Source organism: Bacillus sp. PK6-16 (assembly GCF_056530295.1).
Genome location: NZ_CP096511.1, coordinates 1,745,848 through 1,763,796, shown reverse-complemented (window position 1 = coordinate 1,763,796; position 17,949 = coordinate 1,745,848). Strand labels below are relative to the sequence as shown.

General features: G+C 35.6%; 20 protein-coding genes. 6 read left to right on the top strand and 14 right to left on the bottom strand.

The genetic code is table 11. The features are described 5' to 3' along the window. Nucleotides 1–448: 448 nt before the first annotated feature. From M1D66_RS09165 to hutP, 6 genes are all read right to left on the bottom strand, one after another. Nucleotides 449–910, bottom strand: coding sequence for a CarD family transcriptional regulator (locus M1D66_RS09165; protein ID WP_170317877.1), 462 nt, complete (start codon nucleotides 908–910; stop codon nucleotides 449–451). Between the two features lie 260 nt (nucleotides 911–1,170). Further along, entirely contained in the window at nucleotides 1,171–2,142 is a 972-nt protein-coding gene (gene hutG / locus M1D66_RS09160) for a formimidoylglutamase (RefSeq protein ID WP_000399850.1), read from the bottom strand. After that, nucleotides 2,121–3,392 carry an imidazolonepropionase gene (gene hutI / locus M1D66_RS09155; RefSeq protein WP_000887539.1) on the bottom strand — a complete coding sequence of 424 codons (1,272 nt, stop codon included), beginning with the start codon at nucleotides 3,390–3,392 and terminating at the stop codon, nucleotides 2,121–2,123. Before hutI ends, hutG begins: the two co-directional genes overlap by 22 nt. Before the next feature lie 12 nt (nucleotides 3,393–3,404). Further along, complete coding sequence (hutU, locus tag M1D66_RS09150; RefSeq protein WP_000416944.1) at nucleotides 3,405–5,063, bottom strand: urocanate hydratase; 1,659 nt, start codon at nucleotides 5,061–5,063, stop codon at nucleotides 3,405–3,407. 23 nt (nucleotides 5,064–5,086) lie between these two features. After that, entirely contained in the window at nucleotides 5,087–6,604 is a 1,518-nt protein-coding gene (gene hutH / locus M1D66_RS09145) for a histidine ammonia-lyase (RefSeq protein ID WP_000631872.1), read from the bottom strand. A gap of 103 nt (nucleotides 6,605–6,707) precedes the next feature. Further along, on the bottom strand, nucleotides 6,708–7,148 hold the full coding sequence (gene hutP, locus M1D66_RS09140; RefSeq protein WP_000926516.1) for a hut operon transcriptional regulator HutP: 441 nt from the start codon (nucleotides 7,146–7,148) through the stop codon (nucleotides 6,708–6,710). A 196-nt stretch (nucleotides 7,149–7,344) separates the two neighbouring features. Here hutP and M1D66_RS09135 point away from each other — a divergent pair, with 196 nt between their 5' ends. Next, a complete protein-coding gene (locus M1D66_RS09135) occupies nucleotides 7,345–8,292 on the top strand; it encodes a class I SAM-dependent methyltransferase (protein WP_000166761.1) in 948 nt (315 codons plus the stop codon). 13 nt (nucleotides 8,293–8,305) lie between these two features. Here the strand turns inward: M1D66_RS09135 and M1D66_RS09130 are convergent, their stop codons facing one another. Both M1D66_RS09130 and M1D66_RS09125 read right to left on the bottom strand, forming a co-directional pair. Further along, the gene (locus M1D66_RS09130; protein ID WP_000722197.1) at nucleotides 8,306–8,878 is read right to left on the bottom strand and encodes a DJ-1/PfpI family protein; all 573 of its coding nucleotides are present in this window, start codon (nucleotides 8,876–8,878) and stop codon (nucleotides 8,306–8,308) included. After that, entirely contained in the window at nucleotides 8,875–9,462 is a 588-nt protein-coding gene (locus tag M1D66_RS09125; RefSeq protein ID WP_041184001.1) for an AAA family ATPase, read from the bottom strand. Before M1D66_RS09125 ends, M1D66_RS09130 begins: the two co-directional genes overlap by 4 nt. 245 nt (nucleotides 9,463–9,707) lie before the next feature. Between M1D66_RS09125 and M1D66_RS09120 the strand changes: the two genes are divergently transcribed. After that, nucleotides 9,708–10,004 (top strand): hypothetical protein, encoded by a 297-nt coding sequence (locus tag M1D66_RS09120; protein ID WP_000262401.1) that lies wholly within the window; start codon nucleotides 9,708–9,710, stop codon nucleotides 10,002–10,004. A gap of 103 nt (nucleotides 10,005–10,107) precedes the next feature. Then, the gene (locus M1D66_RS09115; protein ID WP_000889373.1) at nucleotides 10,108–10,539 is read left to right on the top strand and encodes a DUF2621 domain-containing protein; all 432 of its coding nucleotides are present in this window, start codon (nucleotides 10,108–10,110) and stop codon (nucleotides 10,537–10,539) included. 70 nt (nucleotides 10,540–10,609) lie between these two features. Here M1D66_RS09115 and M1D66_RS09110 read toward each other — a convergent pair whose 3' ends face one another. The 3 genes from M1D66_RS09110 to M1D66_RS09100 form a co-directional block, all read right to left on the bottom strand. Then, nucleotides 10,610–11,116 carry a CcdC family protein gene (locus M1D66_RS09110; protein WP_001028439.1) on the bottom strand — a complete coding sequence of 169 codons (507 nt, stop codon included), beginning with the start codon at nucleotides 11,114–11,116 and terminating at the stop codon, nucleotides 10,610–10,612. Nucleotides 11,117–11,206: 90 nt separating this feature from the next. Next, nucleotides 11,207–11,914, bottom strand: coding sequence for a cytochrome c-type biogenesis protein CcdA (gene ccdA, locus M1D66_RS09105; RefSeq protein ID WP_001152676.1), 708 nt, complete (start codon nucleotides 11,912–11,914; stop codon nucleotides 11,207–11,209). Between the two features lie 16 nt (nucleotides 11,915–11,930). Further along, nucleotides 11,931–12,080, bottom strand: a complete 150-nt coding sequence (locus M1D66_RS09100) for a peptidase T (protein WP_071732505.1) — start codon at nucleotides 12,078–12,080, stop codon at nucleotides 11,931–11,933. Between the two features lie 322 nt (nucleotides 12,081–12,402). Here M1D66_RS09100 and M1D66_RS09095 point away from each other — a divergent pair, with 322 nt between their 5' ends. Further along, complete coding sequence (locus M1D66_RS09095; RefSeq protein WP_000947043.1) at nucleotides 12,403–13,311, top strand: EamA family transporter; 909 nt, start codon at nucleotides 12,403–12,405, stop codon at nucleotides 13,309–13,311. Nucleotides 13,312–13,450: 139 nt separating this feature from the next. Continuing rightward, nucleotides 13,451–14,596 (top strand): M20 peptidase aminoacylase family protein, encoded by a 1,146-nt coding sequence (locus M1D66_RS09090; protein ID WP_000253677.1) that lies wholly within the window; start codon nucleotides 13,451–13,453, stop codon nucleotides 14,594–14,596. 47 nt (nucleotides 14,597–14,643) lie between these two features. Here the strand turns inward: M1D66_RS09090 and M1D66_RS09085 are convergent, their stop codons facing one another. The 3 genes from M1D66_RS09085 to M1D66_RS09075 form a co-directional block, all read right to left on the bottom strand. Then, nucleotides 14,644–15,588, bottom strand: coding sequence for an ABC transporter permease (locus tag M1D66_RS09085; RefSeq protein WP_242555246.1), 945 nt, complete (start codon nucleotides 15,586–15,588; stop codon nucleotides 14,644–14,646). Continuing rightward, nucleotides 15,581–16,492, bottom strand: coding sequence for an ABC transporter ATP-binding protein (locus tag M1D66_RS09080; RefSeq protein ID WP_000180622.1), 912 nt, complete (start codon nucleotides 16,490–16,492; stop codon nucleotides 15,581–15,583). The genes M1D66_RS09085 and M1D66_RS09080 overlap by 8 nt, the downstream gene beginning before the upstream one ends. Nucleotides 16,493–16,582: 90 nt before the next feature. Beyond that, nucleotides 16,583–17,158, bottom strand: a complete 576-nt coding sequence (locus M1D66_RS09075) for an ABC transporter permease (RefSeq protein ID WP_000050619.1) — start codon at nucleotides 17,156–17,158, stop codon at nucleotides 16,583–16,585. A gap of 169 nt (nucleotides 17,159–17,327) precedes the next feature. Between M1D66_RS09075 and M1D66_RS09070 the strand changes: the two genes are divergently transcribed. After that, nucleotides 17,328–17,927: a hypothetical protein gene (locus tag M1D66_RS09070; protein ID WP_001220597.1), complete on the top strand. Its 600-nt coding sequence runs from the start codon at nucleotides 17,328–17,330 to the stop codon at nucleotides 17,925–17,927. Nucleotides 17,928–17,949: the final 22 nt, after the last annotated feature.

The following is a 17,949-nucleotide window of genomic DNA, read 5'->3' as shown; positions in this document are numbered from 1 at the left end:
TAAATAATATTAAAAAGGTTTCCTTAAGAGGAAACCTTTTTTGTTGACCATATATGGCTGTCAATTCGTTTATCTCTTTAATAAAAAAAACACCTTATCAATAGAAGTAAAAATGGTTCAGTATTCTTCTAAAAATAATAACTTATATACCTAAAACAATGAAAGCCCTACCTCTCTTTCATCCTTACGGCTCCTCGTCCGTGCCAGTGTGAATCAGGATTGCAAAAATCAAGTAACTATTTTATCGAAGTATTCAATTAAACTTCGAACATTCATAAATGAAATTAACAAATAAAAATGGATTTGGTTGTAGTAATAACAATAGAGGTAATGCTCTAAAAGTGGTTTGAAAGAGTTGAATGTCTTTGAAATGATAAATTTTCTATAATTATGTTCCCAAAAAATTCAAGATCTTTTTTGGGATATAATACATTATTTGTAATGAACCTTAACAAAAGCTTTTTATCTGATTTTCTGTGATACCTTCAATTAATCCCAGTTCACTAATCAAAAATTCATATGCGTTATCTAACATCTTCTTTTCGCTTGCATTAAGTGCTTTTTCTTTCTGTATACGCATTAAATCACGCACAACTTCAGCACCTTCTTGCATTTTACCCGTCTTTATTTTATCAGTGTTCAATTTATACCTTTGTTTCCATGTAAGTAATCTATCTGATTCCCCATGTTGAAAAATATCCATTATGTGTGCTAATGCGGTTATATCCGTAACTGGACGTATATTCGAATTCAATATTCTCCCTGCTGGAATCATTAGTTCCATATTACTAGCCGACATTTTTATAACATAATACTGTTGTTTTTCTCCTGAGATTTCCTTCTCTTCTATGGCTTTAATTATACCTGCTCCCTGCATTGGATAAACAATGTTATCGCCAATTTGAAACAAATAATCCACCTCCATATATGGTAACCTTCTCAAGCTTAACATACTTTTAGTTTTTTATCAAAATTTTTATTTTATCATAAAATTATTTTACACGTCAACACTTCAGAAGCAAGAAATTAAATTTACACAATACACTATAAAAATCGCAATTCCATTAACGGTTCCACACACATTCATTCTCTTTTAATACAAAAACACATCACTACATTTAAGTAGTGATGTGTTTTTGTTAAGGCATAAATAAAGATCTACTTTTCCGTCTATATACTAACTTGCTTACTAACCGTTTCCCTCGCTAAAAGAAAACTCATAATCACTTGCGCTGCTACTCTACTCGTCATATCTCTGAAATCAAGAGTTGGATCAATCTCTACTATATCCATCCCTTGAACGAGCGGTTCTTTACCAAGGAATTCAATCGCATCTAGTAAAGTCGTACTATCCATTCCACCAGGCCCAATTGCTGGACAACCTGGTGCAAACGCTTGGTCTAGCACATCCATATCAAGAGAAATATAAATAGAAGTCACACCTTGATTTCTTAATAATTCAATACTTTCCGTGATAATATCTTTTATTTCTCGCTCTCGTACGTCTTTCATTGTATACACTGTTACACCATGCTCTATTGCATATTCATGGTACGCACGTGCATTAGAAAAATTACGAATTCCAATTTGAACAAGTTGTTTCCCTGTAATGACATCATTTTCTAGTAAACTACGGAATGGTGTACCATTTGACGGGCCTCCATCATCTAAATTACGTAAATCATGATGAGCATCAAATTGAATAATTCCGACCTTTCCTTTACTGTTTGCAAAACCTGTTATACTCGGAAAACTAATCGAGTGGTCACCGCCAAGAACGATTGGTATCATGTTCGGGTTTACTTTCGTTACATGACCAACTGTTTCCGCAATTCGTTTATGACTTTCTTTTATATCCGTCACATGCATCGTAATATCGCCGCAATCATATAAGACACTTTCTTTCATATCGTGTTTTTCTGTAATTGCATATGTGCTATATGCATCTAACATCGCACGAATTGTCTTTGGAGCAAAACTTGCTCCTGAATGACTAATAGATGGTTTAGAAAGGGGTGCTCCAATTAAGGCAGCACCGAATATTTCTACGCCTTCCTCCCAATCTTTAATCATCTCACTCCATTTTGTCACTTCACGATCAATAAACTTTGCATTTTTCTTTAAATAGTGGCCGTGCTCCACGATTGTTCACCTCTTGTATATGCAATATTACCATTCTTCCATACTGTATTCACATGACTTACGCCGTAATGATACGGTACGTAAGCATAATTGTAAGCATCCCATAAAACTAAATCTGCCTTACGACCAACTCTAATTTTCCCAGCTACATCACCACGGTTAATAGCATATGATGAGTTAACCGTTACGGCATTCCAAACTTCTTCTGGTGTCATTTTCAGTTTTAGCATCGCAATGCTCATAATAAGCTGAATATTTTCAGTTGGACAGCTACCTGGGTTAAAGTCTGTAGCTAACGCAACTGCAACACCTTCATCAATCATTTTACGACCACGAGCAAAGCTTTCTTTATTTAAATAGAAAGTTGTTCCTGGTAATAATGTTGCTACTGTATTCGAGTTTGCAAGCATTTCAATCCCTTTATCAGAAGCTCCAACTAAATGGTCCGCTGATGCTGCACCGATTTCTGCCGCTGCTTCCGCACCACCAAGAGGGTCGATTTCATCTGCATGAATTTTCACATCAAAGCCAAGCTCTTTCGCTTTTAATAAAAATTCTTTTGATTCTTCCACAGAGAACACACCTGTTTCACAGAAAATATCAACGAACTCTGCTAATTGTTTCTCTTTCATTTCTGGTAATAAATCTAACATCCATTGTAAAAACTCTTTCGATCTACCTTTATATTCTTTCGGAACTGCATGAGCACCTAAAAATGTGGAAACTAAATCGACTGGATGCTCTTTTTGTAATTGTGCTGTTGCCTCTAATTGTTTCCATTCCGTCTCATCATCTAATCCATAACCACTCTTCGCTTCTACAGTAGTAACTCCGAAAGATAGCATACGGTCTAAATGGAATTTCGCTTTTTGAACAAGTTCTTCTTTCGACGCCTGTTTCGTTGCATTTACAGTTGCAAGTATGCCTCCGCCTTGTTCTAAAATTTCTAAGTACGGAACTCCTTGTAGTTTTAGTGCGATTTCATTTTCACGAGATCCACCAAATACAAGGTGAGTATGCGGGTCAACAAGACCAGGAGAAACCATTTTCCCGCCGCAATCAATAACTTCTCTCGCTTGTAATCCTTTCGCTTCTTCCGCTGTTCCAACGAAAGTAATTACACCATTTTCAATTCCAACCGCACCGTTTTCGATAACAGGAAGCGTGTTCATCGCTTCCCGTCTTAACAAGCCATCTTCTTGATCCATTGTTAGTAATTGACCGATATTTATTAGTAAAGTGTCCAGCATGTTTTCTCCTCCTTATTTCATCATCGGAATGTTAACGCCTTTTTCTTTCGCAGTTTCCACAGCTAAGTCATACCCTGCATCCACGTGACGAACAACACCCATACCAGGATCAGAAGTTAATACGCGCTCAATTCGTTTTGCTGCTGCTTCTGTTCCATCTGCAACGATAACCATTCCCGCATGAAGTGAATAACCCATACCAACGCCACCACCGTGGTGAACAGATACCCAGCTCGCACCGTTTACACTATTAATTAATGCATTTAAAATTGGCCAGTCAGCTACTGCATCACTACCGTCTTTCATCGCTTCTGTTTCACGGTTTGGAGATGCTACTGATCCGCAATCTAAATGGTCACGACCAATAACAATCGGTGCTGATAATTCACCATTTGCAACCATTTCATTAATGATGCGACCAAATTTCGCACGCTCACCGTAACCTAACCAACAAATACGTGATGGAAGTCCTTGGAACTCAACTTGTTGACGTGCCATACGAATCCAGTTACATAAATGTTCATTATCAGCGAACTCACGTAAAATTACTTCGTCTGTTTTATAAATATCTTCTGGATCACCAGAAAGTGCTACCCAGCGGAATGGCCCTTTTCCTTCACAGAATAATGGACGAATAAATGCTGGAACGAATCCTGGGAAATCGAAAGCATTTTTCAAACCTTCATCGAAAGCAACTTGGCGAATGTTATTTCCATAATCAAATGTAATTGCACCTTTTTCTTGCATCGCAAGCATCGCTTCCACATGTTTTGTCATACTTTCTTTTGATAATTGTACGTAACGTTCTGGATCTTTTTCACGAAGTTTCGCTGCTTCTTCTAATGTGTAACCTACTGGAATATAACCGTTTAATGGATCATGAGCAGATGTTTGATCTGTAACTAAATCTGGCGTAATATCACGCTTCACTAGTTCTGGTAAAATCTCTGCCGCATTTCCTAGCAAGCCAATTGAAATTGGTTCTTTCTTCTCTTTATACTCGTTCGCAACAGTTAATGCTTCTTCTAATGATTCTGTATACATGTCACAATATCTCTTTTCAATACGACGATCGATGCTGCGCTTATCAACATCAATAGCAATGACAACACCGCCGTTCATCGTTACAGCAAGAGGTTGTGCACCACCCATACCACCTAAACCAGCAGTAAGTGTTAATGTACCTTTTAATGAACCGTCGAAATGTTGACGAGCTGCTTCACCAAATGTTTCATATGTTCCTTGTAGAATCCCTTGTGTTCCAATGTAAATCCAGCTACCAGCTGTCATTTGTCCGTACATCATAAGACCTTTTTTCTCTAGTTCTCGGAAGTGATCCCAGTTTGCCCATTTTGGTACTAAGTTTGAGTTCGCTAACAGAACGCGAGGTGCATCTTCATGTGATTTAAAAATAGCAACTGGTTTTCCTGATTGAACAAGTAACGTTTCATCGCTTTCTAACGTTTTTAATGAATCTACAATCGCCTGATAGCTTTCCCAGTTACGAGCTGCACGGCCAATTCCGCCATACACAACTAATTCTTCTGGTTTTTCAGCAACTTCCGGATCTAAATTGTTCATTAACATACGAAGTGCAGCTTCTTGCACCCACCCTTTCGTTTGTAACTCTGTACCTCTTGGCGCGCGAATTGTTTGTTGTACTTTTTCCATTTCAATCTCTCCCTTTTCTCATTTTATAGTGCTGCGTTTACGTCTAATCTTTCTTTTATTGAATAATTCGTTTTTAACCAGTGCGCAATATTTTCAATATCCGTTGAGAATATACGGTCATTTTTAATAGATGGCACCTGCTGACGACCTTGATGGTAGAAGCTCTTCGTCACTGTACTCATGTTTTCAATTCCGCGATATTCTGCCGCTTGCATCGCACAAATCATTTCAATTGAAAGAACACGTCTTACATTTTGAATAATTTGATGTGCATGACGTGAAGCGATTGTTCCCATACTTACGTGATCTTCTTGGTTAGCTGATGACGGGATTGAATCAACACTCGCCGGATGTGCTAACGTTTTATTTTCAGAAACTAGCGACGCTGCAGCATATTGCATAATCATTGCACCAGACTGAAGTCCTGGTTCTGGACTTAAAAATGGTGGTAAATCGTTTAACTGCGGATTTACTAAACGCTCAATACGACGCTCTGAAATGTTTGCAAGTTCCGCCATTCCTACTTTTAAGAAGTCCATCGCAAACGCAATCGGTTGACCATGGAAATTACCACCTGAAATTACTTTTTCCCCGCCATCAAAGATTAGCGGATTATCTGTTGCGGCGTTCATTTCAATTTCTAATTTTTCTTTCACATAATTCAAAACTTGCCAAGAAGCACCGTGTACTTGCGGGATACAACGAAGTGAATAGGCATCCTGTACACGTAGTTCTCCTTGTTTTGTTGTTAACTTACTATCATGAAGAATGTCACGAATTCTGCTTGCTACATCCACTTGCTCTTTATAACCACGTGCTTTATGAACATTTTCATCAAATGCATCAATAATGCCTTGTAACCCTTCAATTGTCATCGAAGCAATTAGTTCAGCTTGATACGCCGTTGCTTCTGCTTCTATATAAGAAAGAACTCCTTGTGCTGTCATCGCCTGCGTACCATTAATTAACGCAAGACCTTCTTTCGCTTCAAGTTCAATTGGCTCAAGCCCTTCTTCTGTAAGAGCAACCATTGCATGAACGCGTTTCCCTTTATAGAACACTTCACCTTCGCCTAATAATACGAGCGCAAGATGAGATAAAGGTGCTAAATCTCCACTTGCACCAAGTGAACCTTGTTGCGGAACGACTGGATGAATTTTACGATTTACAAACTCAAGAAGCATATTTACAACGAGCGGCCTTACGCCTGATACTCCTTTAAGCATCGTGTTCGCTCGTAAAATTAACATTCCGCGCGATACTTCTTCCGGGAATGGATCACCAATTCCACATGCATGTGACTGAATTAAATTATGTTGAAGTGCCTTTACATCATCTTTTTGGATAAGCACATCACTAAACTTTCCAAATCCAGTTGTAATACCGTAAACGACTTTTCCGTCCTCTACAATTTTCTCAACTACTTCACGGCACTCCGCTACCTTTTGCATACTAGTTGGACAAGCTGTTACACCTTCTCCTTCCAGTAATAACCTCTTCATTTCTTCAACTGTCAATGTATGTCCTGTTAACGTAATCATCATTTTTCCTCCTTAAAAAGGCAAAAGGGGACCTTATCTTTTTAAGACAGACTTCTGTCCTAAAAAAGTAAGGCCCCCTTCTAACTAATAGACTATGGGCAAATCATATGTGATTAATTCCTAAACCAATCGCCTCATGCTCAGATCCTTTTACAGGTGCACCAATCGTTCCATATAATGCAACAGCAACCCATTCGCCTTCTTTTTTCCCGTCGTATGGTGTACCGCGCACAATCGCAAAACGAAGTCCTACTGTACGAAGAACGTCTGCTAACTGAATTTGACCTCTCGTCACTCCGTACAAAGCTTCCATAATTGCATGATAAAGTGCATGTGTTTCTCTGTAAACGTCTGTTTCAATAACTTGGTTGCTTTTAGCCGCTGTTTCCATTGCTGCGACAACCTTTTGCGAATTCATCGAACCCACTTTCCCCGTACAATACTTCCAACCTTTTGGAATGGATAATACAGGACTTTCATTCTCATCCGCAAGTGCCAACAGCATGGCCATACGACCAATTCGATGTGTTCCTTGAAGAAGCATGTGACTCTCTCATTTCTTTTGAATTATTTGAATATTACTTAATTTAAGAATATATGAAAACGGTTAAATCGTCAATAGTTTAAAATCATATTCAAACATTTTTTTCATCCCCCTAATTTTGTGTACACAAATGATTTACACAAAATTTCCAGACGTGCTATAGTCTCACTAACAGATGCAAAGGGGCGAAATTTCAGTGACAAAACGAAAAGATATTCATTTTCGAATTGAAGAGAAATTACTTGAAAGGTTTGAATCAGCACTCCATTACGAAGGTTTAAAGAAAACAGATGTATTAACACATGCAATCCAACAATTTTGCACAAAGGTGGAATGTGACAAAATGAATGATGTAAAACGACAATATAACGTTAGCAACCATTTACAAACACGCATCGACACACATACACATTACGAAGAAAAACACGTAGATTTAGATAAGATCGTCATTGAACATTTACACCTTCAAGGGGATGAAAACATATTAGAGGTTGGGTGCGCTAGTGGAAAATTCCTTTCCCTTTTACAAACAAATGGTCATAAAGGCCCATTAACCGGGTTTGATCAATCCGAAGCTATGCTTGCTGAAGCTGTTAAAATAAATAACTTAATAGAATGGAAACGAGGGGATGCTAGTAAACTTCCTTTCGAAACAAATTGTTATGACCTAATAATTGCAAGACATATGTTATACCATGTGAAAGATGTTGAAAAAACAATTCAAGGCTTTTATAAAGTCATTCGTCCTGGCGGAACACTTTTAGCTACAACAAATTCTAAAGTTTCATTACCTCGTATAGTTGAAATGTGTAACAACATGCTTGACGCATTTGATCTACCGAAAACATCACCAGCAGTCTCTCCGTTTTGTTTAGAAAATGGTAAAGAGATAGTAGCATCTGCTTTTCCAACGGTTGAAGAAACAGTTATTCATAATGCGCTCGTTTTTCATCATGCTACCCCAATAGTAAACTATATTTCCAGCATGTTTCCATCGCTAAATATACCCGATAATATGTATCTTCAAGCCGAGATGAAAGAATGGCTAACAGAAGAAATCAACAAGGAATTATCGCTCCATAACGGTATATGGCGCGATCCAAAAACGTTAGTAATTTATCGGTGTAAAAAAGAAAAAAGCTAGCGTTTGCTAGCTTTTACACGTTTTCTCGTAAAAGTTTCTCCATTACTACATTACCTTTACCACAATAAAAATCTGTATTATGTTCGTCTGCCACTCCAAAATAAGAGGCAATTGCTATTCCAAATGGTACAAATGCATGCCCTTGTGCTGTAATAATATTTGAGTGTTGCATAACTTCTTCATACACGAAATTTTCTACTGGAAAACAATCGAATTTTTGATAATCTATAGTCGCAGTATAAGAAATCTCTTTAAATAACCCTGCTTTTGCTAGCGCATACGGTCCAGCACAAATTGCCGCCACTAATTTTTCTTGTTCATGAAATTGACGAATGATTGAAAAAAGAGGTTTTGCATCTTCCAACTGTACTTCTTCTCCACCTGGAATAAGTATCCCCTCATACTCATCTACACGTACTTCACTTACTTCTATATGTGGCTGCACTTGCAAACCTGTTTCACTTATAATCAATTCTTTTGTTAAGCCCGCTGTAATGATTTCAAATTTATTTTTCAGCAATGCCGTCGCTACTGTTATTTCAAACTCTGCAAATGTTGGGTATACAAATAAAAGTATTTTTTTCATAGCCCTCTCTCCTTTAACCAATCCATAAAATATACCTCTAAATCGTCCACTATTAATCTATTCGTGTCCACATAAGTTACAGGAAATTGTTTATACCAGTCTTTTTCAGTTTCTGCTAATTTAAATTGTTCCTCAAATGTACTTCTGTTTCTTGTTCTATCATTATTTTTTCTATCATATACATTCTTTTTCGTAACATCTAAGTAAAAAATCACATCCGAACGGCATTCTCTTAATTTATATAATTCATCTTTCAATTCAGTTTCTATATCCCACTCTTCTCCTATAATCGTTGGATAAAAGAGTGTAAAAAACTCAATGTCTTCTGGTCCGCGATCAAAAATTACGACTGAATCTTTCACATTTTGAAACTCCTTTATTTTTGCTTCCATAAACATTTTTTGATTCATAATAAACCCTACTTTTGAATTCATATCTAAATTCAATTTTTTTCGCTTCTCTACAATTGGATATGGATTTTCATATATAGCTCGAAACCCTCTCTTTTCTAACCTTTTTGCTAATGTTGTTTTTCCGCTAGCCATCGGCCCTTGCAGTGAAATTACGTATGTCACACCTCTCATTCCCTTACACTTTAGTACACCTATAATATACAGAATCTTGAAAACTCTCAACATTATATATATCATCTTGTTTCTTATTCTTATCTAACTTATAATGAAAAATAGAGATTATGACGGACGCATCAATAATGTAAGCTTGGAAATCCAAGCTTACATTATTTTTTGCTTTCCCTTTTCTAATAAAAAGAGTATACTAAATTAGAACGTATGTTCTTAATAATTACATACAGTAAGGAGATAGAACAATGGTATACGACACAAAAGCAATTTCTTGGAATGAATCTTTAAAACAACTTCAACGCCGCTATACAAACAAACAAGTTGACCGAAAAGAATTTGAGGATATTGAACTGATGGAATTCTTCCGCGATAACGACTACATTTCTTTACCTACACACATAAGCGGCCTATCAAAAACACGTTTTACTTCTTACTCTATTTTCACAACTGAAGATAAAGATCGTAAAGTTGGCACATTAATCATTGAATATGTAGAAGATGATAATAATAATTTACATGTGGAACAACTATACTTTGTTTAAATGATAACGCTTGGTCAAAATGACCAAGCGTTCTTGCTTTCTATGAATCTCACTGTATATAATATGAATAAAAGAAAACCGCTATCATTAAGGGGGGATATGCTTGCTCGAAGGATGGTTCAGTTGGTTCATTGTATTATGGACGGTTATTTTATTAGGGCTTATGTCTATCGGTGGATACTTTATGTTCAGAAAATTTTTAAAACGTTTACCAAAAGAAGACGGCATGTCCATTTTGGATTGGGAAGAACACTACATAAATAAAACGAGACATTTATGGGCTGACGAACAAAAACAATTGTTAGAAGAGCTTGTAAGTCCTGTTCCAGAACTATTTCGCGATGTTGCAAAATCAAAGATTGCTGGAAAAATCGGGGAACTTGCATTACAAGAAAATGCCTCTCAAATTACACAAGACTTAATTATTAAAGGATATATCATTGCCACACCAAAGCGTGATCATAAATTTTTAATTAAAAAACTACAAGAAAAAAAGATTGATTATTCTAACTATCGATCTTTACTCGCAAAGTAACTTCATATTATTTTCGATAAAAAAGACAGCGCCTTTGACGCTGTCTTTTTATTTGGTACATATACAGTTTTTAAGTTAGCTTCATATCTTTTTCATTATAAAAACCATCTTCTTTTTCCATTTCCTTTTGTAATTTCGTAAAGGAACGGTACATGGCAATTCTCCATGACACAATCATCGCGAACGCCAGTAAGAAGAACATGCCACTAAGTTGTCCTAAATCAAGAGATTGGCTTAAGTATGTTTTAAATACAATCCGCACGACAAGTAATCCAATTAATATAAAAACAAAGGCTTTTGAACGCTTCAAATAAATCTCTTGTCCTCTAATTTCAAATTTAGATGTTTTAATAAGAAAAATAGAGAAAAACAAACCGACGCCAATTGCTTCTAACATTTCCGCTGGAGTTAATCGAAATTCAGGAAAAACATACATCAATGCTCCCGTGCTCATAAAAAATGGCGGAAGTATAATTTTTTTCAATGTTGCAGGTTTCTTAGCTGCTTTTAAACGAATAAACATCGCACCGACAGCCATACAAACAGCAACGATACTTGATAAAAGAACTATGTTCATATTTTCTCATCCTTTTTTGTGGCTATATGCAAAATATACTTTCATTATATGCTTTTCCGTTAGTATTTCCAACATTTTCGCAGAATAATACTAAAAACCGGTAAAACCACCAAATAAACTTGAGAAATATACGATAATTTTCGTCATCCAGTTAAAGTATAGGAAGACACCCATAACAATCATAATATATCCTCCGACTTTCATGAAGGCCATACTATTTCTTTTAATCCAAGACATTTTCGTAATAAAGAATGACAGTACGAAAAACGGGATAGCAAATCCAAGTATGTAAGCAATCATGTAAATCATTGCTGATTCTGGGTTTGTTGCTGCTAATCCAATTACGGACACTAGAATTGGTCCGGTACATGGCGTCCACCCTGCTGCAAAGGCTAATCCAATTAGTACTGATCCAAAATAGCCACTTGGACGATTTTTAAATGTAAATTTACGGTCTTGCATTAAAAATTTCGGCTTAAACACCCCGACAATAATTAAGCCGAACACGATGATAAATATACCACCTAACTGTCTGATTAAATCTTTATAGTCAGTAAAGATTCCTCCAATAAAACTTGTACCAAATCCAATTGCAATAAATATAATTGAAAATCCAAGTAAGAAAAACGCTGTATGTATCATACTTCTTTTGCGAAGCATTGCATTTTCTTCTTTCAATTCAGAAACCGACATACCTGTTATGTACGATAAAAATGCCGGATAAAGCGGTAAGCAACATGGGGAAATAAATGATAAGAACCCGGCGCCAAACGCTAAAAAAATACTAATATCTTGCATCATTCCACTCCTCTCCCTAAATATTGTAACAAAAACACATAAAAATACTATGAACAATTCGTGAAATCACTTTTACAACGTGGCAATAAGAAAAACCGTACTTCCTCACAGTTTCTAATAAAACGTTTTCATTTCCTTCTATTATATAGAAAAAACTCAAATGGATTATGAAACTCCTTTAATTGTCACTACCATAACAAAGGTAACATAGTTTCTCAAATAATTAGCACGTTACTAGTACGTCTATATACATATTGGTTTAAAAAATATTTTTTTCAAATGCTAACTCTATACAATGCAAAGTTGATTTTATAATACTTCTACTATTAATAATTTCAAGATTATGCATAAATATCATACTTTTATTATTATTCTATAAAATGTCATACTTTTCTTTCATTTGACCCTTTATTTCTAATTTTGTATACTTCCCTCTAGTTATATATTTTCGATACGGAACAACTTCATATAGATGGGAGGAATTTTTCATGCTTCGTTATTCTCTTTTAGTTTTATTAGGAGCGTGTAGTTATGGAATTTTAGCTATTTTTGTTAAGCTTGCATATGCAGAAGGATTTTCACTTGGAGAGGTAATTGGCAGCCAATATTTGTTCGGTTGGATTATTTTGCTTGCTATTACACTTCTATTTTCTAGACATCGCGTTCCTTTAAAGCAAGCATTACTTTTATTCGTTGCAGGAACATCTGCAAGTTTTACCGGAATTTTTTATTATGCTTCATTAAAAACTGTACCAGCTTCTATTGCAATTATTCTTTTATTCCAATTTGTTTGGGTCGGAATTATCATTGAAGCAGTCGCAACAAAAACATTACCTTCAAGAGAAAAAGTTATTTCTGTTATTTTCTTACTTGTAGGGACATTTTTATCAAGTGGTTTACTTGAACAATCAGCAGGTGCTTTCGATACGACTGGGATCATTTTAGGTTTATTATCTGCTGTTACATTCGCAACATACATTTTCGTGAGCGGAAAAGTTGCTGTTGAAGTACCTTCATTACCGCGCGGTGTTCTCTTAATGACTGGTGCTTTAACTTTAGTCATGATTGTATTCCCACCAACATTTATTTTTAATGGTGCCATTTCTCAAGGTCTTTGGAAATACGGTTTAGGATTAGGAACATTTAGTATCGTAATTCCATCTATTGCCTTTACAATCGGTATTCCAAAAATCGGTTCTGGCTTAGCAACTATTCTTGGTGCAGCGGAACTACCAGTTACAACAATTATGTCCGTATTCGTTTTAAAAGAGGCTGTACTATCTTCACAATGGTTCGGTGTATCACTTATTTTAATCGGGATTGCAATCCCGCAAATTGCATACGCAATGCGTGGACGTTATCGTAAACATCATACGCATAAAAAAGTCGCAGCATAAAGCGAAACTTTAATTAGTTGAACCAATCGGACTGCCCATTAATACGGGATAAACGAGAGAGGATTTTCATTTGAGAATCCTCTCTTTTATTGTTGTATACTTATGATAAATATTTTGCTGAAGAAAGAAGGCATACTACATGGTATCTATTTCAAATCAACTAAAAGAAAAACTTATTTCCATCCGTCGACATTTACATGAGTATCCAGAACTATCATATGAAGAGTTCGAAACAACAAAAGCAATAAAAAATTGGTTAGAAGAAAAAAACATTACTATCATTGACTCCAATTTAGAAACAGGAATTATCGCTGAAGTGTCTGGTAATAAAAACGGGCCAATTGTAGCAGTTCGTGCTGATATTGATGCCCTTCCTATTCAAGAAGAAACACATTTGTCCTATGCATCTAAAGTACGAGGAAAAATGCATGCTTGTGGACACGATTTTCATACAGCTGCCATTTTAGGTACTGCTTTCTTATTAAAAGAAAGAGAATCTTCCCTAAATGGAACGGTTCGCTTCATATTCCAACCAGCTGAAGAAAGTAGTAATGGCGCTTGCAAAGTTATTGATGCTGGACATTTACGTAATGTGCAAGCGATTTTCGGCATGCATAATAAACCTGATTTACCAGTAGGTACAATTGGCATTAAAGATGGTCCACTGATGGCTGGAGTTGATCGATTTGAAATTGAAATTCACGGAGTTGGTACACACGCGGCTGTACCAGATGCTGGCGTAGATCCTATTGTCGCATCCTCTCAAATTGTGATGGCACTGCAAACAATTGTAAGCCGAAATATAAGTTCATCTCATAATGCGGTTGTTAGTGTTACAAATATTCACGCAGGAAATACGTGGAACGTAATTCCTGAAAAAGCTACGTTAGAAGGAACGATTCGCACGTTCCAAGCTGAAACACGTGAAAAGATTCCAACACTCATGGAGCGTATTATTAAAGGTGTATCTGATGCATTAGGTGTAAAAACGAAATTCCGTTTTTATTCAGGTCCTCCTGCTGTTCACAACGATAAAGCTCTTTCAGACTTATCTACTCAAGTTGCCACAAAGATGAATCTTAATATCATCTCGCCTAGTCTATCAATGGCTGGAGAAGATTTCTCATTTTACCAACAGGAAATACCAGGTTCATTCGTCTTTATGGGAACGAGCGGTACACATGAATGGCATCATCCTGCTTTTACAATTAATGAAGAGGCACTGCCTATAAGTGCAGAATACTTTGCTTTACTAGCCGAAAGAGCACTTAAACAATTCTCATAAAAAAAGCCGTTCAAAGTGCATCTCAGCACCCTGAACGGCTTTTCTTATTAAGTTAAATCACGTTTTAAAAACACAGTATATGAAATACATAAAAATACGAACAAATAAAGTAGCAACATACATGATGCAAACGGGAATGTTACTCCATCAATAAAACTTCCGTTCTTTGAAATACTATATAAATCTGTGTTTGCTGGCAATAAATATTTCGCCCAGTTATATCTAGTGGCTGCTAATAACGCAATATTGCCTGATAAAGCAAGGAATAGTGAAATACCAATTGCACCTCCACTAGATCTCGTTAACACAGAAATCATAAATGCAAACGATGCGTACACAACCGTTGGTAACCACGATAAAACATAATATTTACTTGCTTCTACAAAAATGTTTTGTTTTATTATATTTCCATCTTGGAAAATAAACTCACTCCATGCAGGCTGTTGGAATTTATAAATAACAAGTCCACATAAAGCGGAGAAGATCATATTAAATATAAATAATAAAGCTGCAAATATAACGATTGCTAAAAATTTTGCTGTTAAAATTTTAAAGCGACTCGCTGGTCGTATCGTTAAAAATTTATATGTTCCCCAGCTATATTCATTCGCAAAAATTGTACTTGCATACACGAGGATAAATGGGAGCAAAATTGGAAATGCGATAAAACCTGTATCTCTCATGAAAGAAAGTGGAGAACTGCTTGCCGGTGCTGTATCCGTATCTAAATGCTTCATCTTAAGCTGGTATTCTTTTACAAGCTCATCCCCTGATTTTTCTGCTAAAATAGCTTCTTTTTTCATGCCAAGCTTTTTCTCAATTTCTACAGTTCGTTCTGTATAATCTACTTTCCATCCTTTTGTTTCCGGTTCAAAATACTTTACCGTAACCCATCCTAATCCGATTATTAATACTGCAATAACTGCAAATGGAATAATCGTTCGCTTCCGCTTAAATATTTTATACAGTTCGTTATATACTAAATTAAACAATATCTTTTCCCCCTGTTAATTCTAAAAATTGCTCTTCTAACGTTTTTCTTTCTTCATATACACGATACACTTGAATATTTTTCTCAAGCAATGTACGAATAACATTTGGGATTTCTTCATCTTTTACATTAATAAGTAATTCATTATCTTTTACTAAAACATCATGCCCTAATATTTCTGCTGCTTTATTCGCATCATCTACACGTATACGGATCGTCTCCATCTCTTCGCTTTGGCTATGCTGAATATTTTGCGTAGCCACATATTCCCCGTGCTGAATAATGATAACTCTGTCACACATTAATTCAACTTCTGAAAGTAAGTGACTTGATACAAGTACAGCTTTTCCTTGTTCATGTGCAATTTTTTTTATGTACATTCTCATTTCATGTATTCCACTAGGGTCTAATCCATTTGTCGGTTCATCTAGTATCAACACGTCTGGATCGTGAATAAGTGCCTGAGCGATTCCTAAACGTTGTCTCATGCCGAGGGAATACGCTTTTACTTTGCGATCAATTACTTGTCCCATCCCTAACAATTTCACTACTTCATCGATACGTTCTTCGGTCACATTACCATTCATTCGTCCGAAATATGTTAAATTTTCATAGCCGCTCAAAAAAGGATAAAATTCAGGTGTCTCAATTACCGCTCCAATTTTCGCAGCTGTTTTTTCGAATTGCTGTTTCACAGATTGACCATCAATCCATACTTCACCTTCTGTCATACGAATCATACCAACCATCATTCTCATTAAAGTCGTTTTTCCAGCACCGTTTGGTCCGAGTAAACCGACAACCTCGCCTTTTTTCACTTCAAAACTAATATTTTGTACAAGTGTCTTTGATCCGATTCGCTTCGTTAACCGATCGACTTTTACAATTGATTGTTCATTTGTCATTCTATACAACCTTTCCTTCCCATTCTTTGTCAGGTCTTTTCACTGTAACATGATTATTTTTATGTGTAAAATGGAAAAAGGCATGATTTCTCATGCCTTTTTCTTGAAATGCAACGAATTTTTATCTTGTAAACTTTGAACAAATCGAAAACATTGCACCATCGATAATAGAAGGATAACAATCATAATTATACTCACTACTACTATTGCATATATTGTAATCGGTGCACTATTTATCCCTTGTATTCCTGCTATTCTTATAAAGATAATCGTAAATAATTTTAAAAATAACATCCCATTAACTAATCCAAAAACAAACGCTGCTCCATAAAGGAATAATTGCTCCTGACATAATAAACATAGTACTTCTTTTCTTTTTATATTTTCTGCTACATAAGATGTAAACTCCTCTCTCCTCACTAGCAAAAGGGAGTACATCATTTTATATGTAGTAAAAATACATATGAAAATTAGTACAATAAACAGTGTGTAAAAATACATTTGAAATACAAATGCATCCCCTACTTTCAAAATAGCTCCTTCATTAAATTGTAACGATATCATAAAAAACAAAATCATAATACTCATAGCAATCCACATAAATTGCTTCATCCTTTTGGTAGCAAATGTTCTAATATTTTTTCTCGCTAACCGACATAAAGACATAAAATTCTTCCCCTACCTTATTACATACGCATTCTATACTACTAGTGTATAAAAATATGACATTTTAAACATCGCACTACAATCGGAATTTCTTCTAAGTCTTTAGTCCTAGAAAACGAAATGATAAAAAATCACATTTAGAATATAATTGTAAAAAGGAGGAGATTGCATGCGTATAAAATTACTATCAATCTTGTGTTTATTCTTACTCCCAAGTTGTAGCCAAATAAAAAACAATGAAGTTGCCATTGTTGAGCCATACAAATTAACAAAAGAGCAAGCTTCTATTTTACAAATGACTCCTTTTCAAGAAGGAAATAGCATGTTTTATAACGTTACGCTTAAAAATGATAAAGATGAAATAAATGCTACAATTGATTATTATAACAATGGTAAAAAAACAAAAGAAATTGCTAATATAGCTACCTCACATTTTTCAAAAAAGAAAGTAAAGCTTTCTTTTTTACCACCACATTTCCAATTCAATAAAGATATACAAGAAAAAAGGCAGTGGTATATGAATATTGAAGGTGGTTCAACGCTTGTTCATGAAGAAGCACCACCAAGCGTAAATAGCTCCGCAACTACTACAATCCAATCTATAAAAAATTTAAAATACAATCAAAAAACAATTTTAGCTGCTGTAATCCAAACAAGTAAAGAAACTGTAAGCGTCCCTACAATTGACGAAGACAAAGGTATTGATTTACTCTTAAAAGAAAATGAACACGTTTATCTATTTAGTATCGAGCTAAAAAAAGAACAATAAAGCGGAAATGCAACTTAAGTTG

Excerpts from the sequence above, each read along its gene's own strand:
- hutI (WP_000887539.1), bottom strand. The coding sequence starts at position 3,392 with ATGCTGGACACTTTACTAATAAATATCGGTCAATTACTAACAATGGAT.
- hutU (WP_000416944.1), bottom strand. The coding sequence starts at position 5,063 with ATGGAAAAAGTACAACAAACAATTCGCGCGCCAAGAGGTACAGAGTTA.
- hutH (WP_000631872.1), bottom strand. The coding sequence starts at position 6,604 with ATGATTACGTTAACAGGACATACATTGACAGTTGAAGAAATGAAGAGG.
- hutP (WP_000926516.1), bottom strand. The coding sequence starts at position 7,148 with ATGCTTCTTCAAGGAACACATCGAATTGGTCGTATGGCCATGCTGTTG.
- M1D66_RS09130 (WP_000722197.1), bottom strand. The coding sequence starts at position 8,878 with ATGAAAAAAATACTTTTATTTGTATACCCAACATTTGCAGAGTTTGAA.
- M1D66_RS09125 (WP_041184001.1), bottom strand. The coding sequence starts at position 9,462 with ATGAGAGGTGTGACATACGTAATTTCACTGCAAGGGCCGATGGCTAGC.
- M1D66_RS09120 (WP_000262401.1), top strand. The coding sequence starts at position 9,708 with ATGGTATACGACACAAAAGCAATTTCTTGGAATGAATCTTTAAAACAA.
- M1D66_RS09110 (WP_001028439.1), bottom strand. The coding sequence starts at position 11,116 with ATGAACATAGTTCTTTTATCAAGTATCGTTGCTGTTTGTATGGCTGTC.
- ccdA (WP_001152676.1), bottom strand. The coding sequence starts at position 11,914 with ATGCAAGATATTAGTATTTTTTTAGCGTTTGGCGCCGGGTTCTTATCA.
- M1D66_RS09095 (WP_000947043.1), top strand. The coding sequence starts at position 12,403 with ATGCTTCGTTATTCTCTTTTAGTTTTATTAGGAGCGTGTAGTTATGGA.
- M1D66_RS09090 (WP_000253677.1), top strand. The coding sequence starts at position 13,451 with ATGGTATCTATTTCAAATCAACTAAAAGAAAAACTTATTTCCATCCGT.
- M1D66_RS09080 (WP_000180622.1), bottom strand. The coding sequence starts at position 16,492 with ATGACAAATGAACAATCAATTGTAAAAGTCGATCGGTTAACGAAGCGA.
- M1D66_RS09075 (WP_000050619.1), bottom strand. The coding sequence starts at position 17,158 with ATGTCTTTATGTCGGTTAGCGAGAAAAAATATTAGAACATTTGCTACC.
- M1D66_RS09070 (WP_001220597.1), top strand. The coding sequence starts at position 17,328 with ATGCGTATAAAATTACTATCAATCTTGTGTTTATTCTTACTCCCAAGT.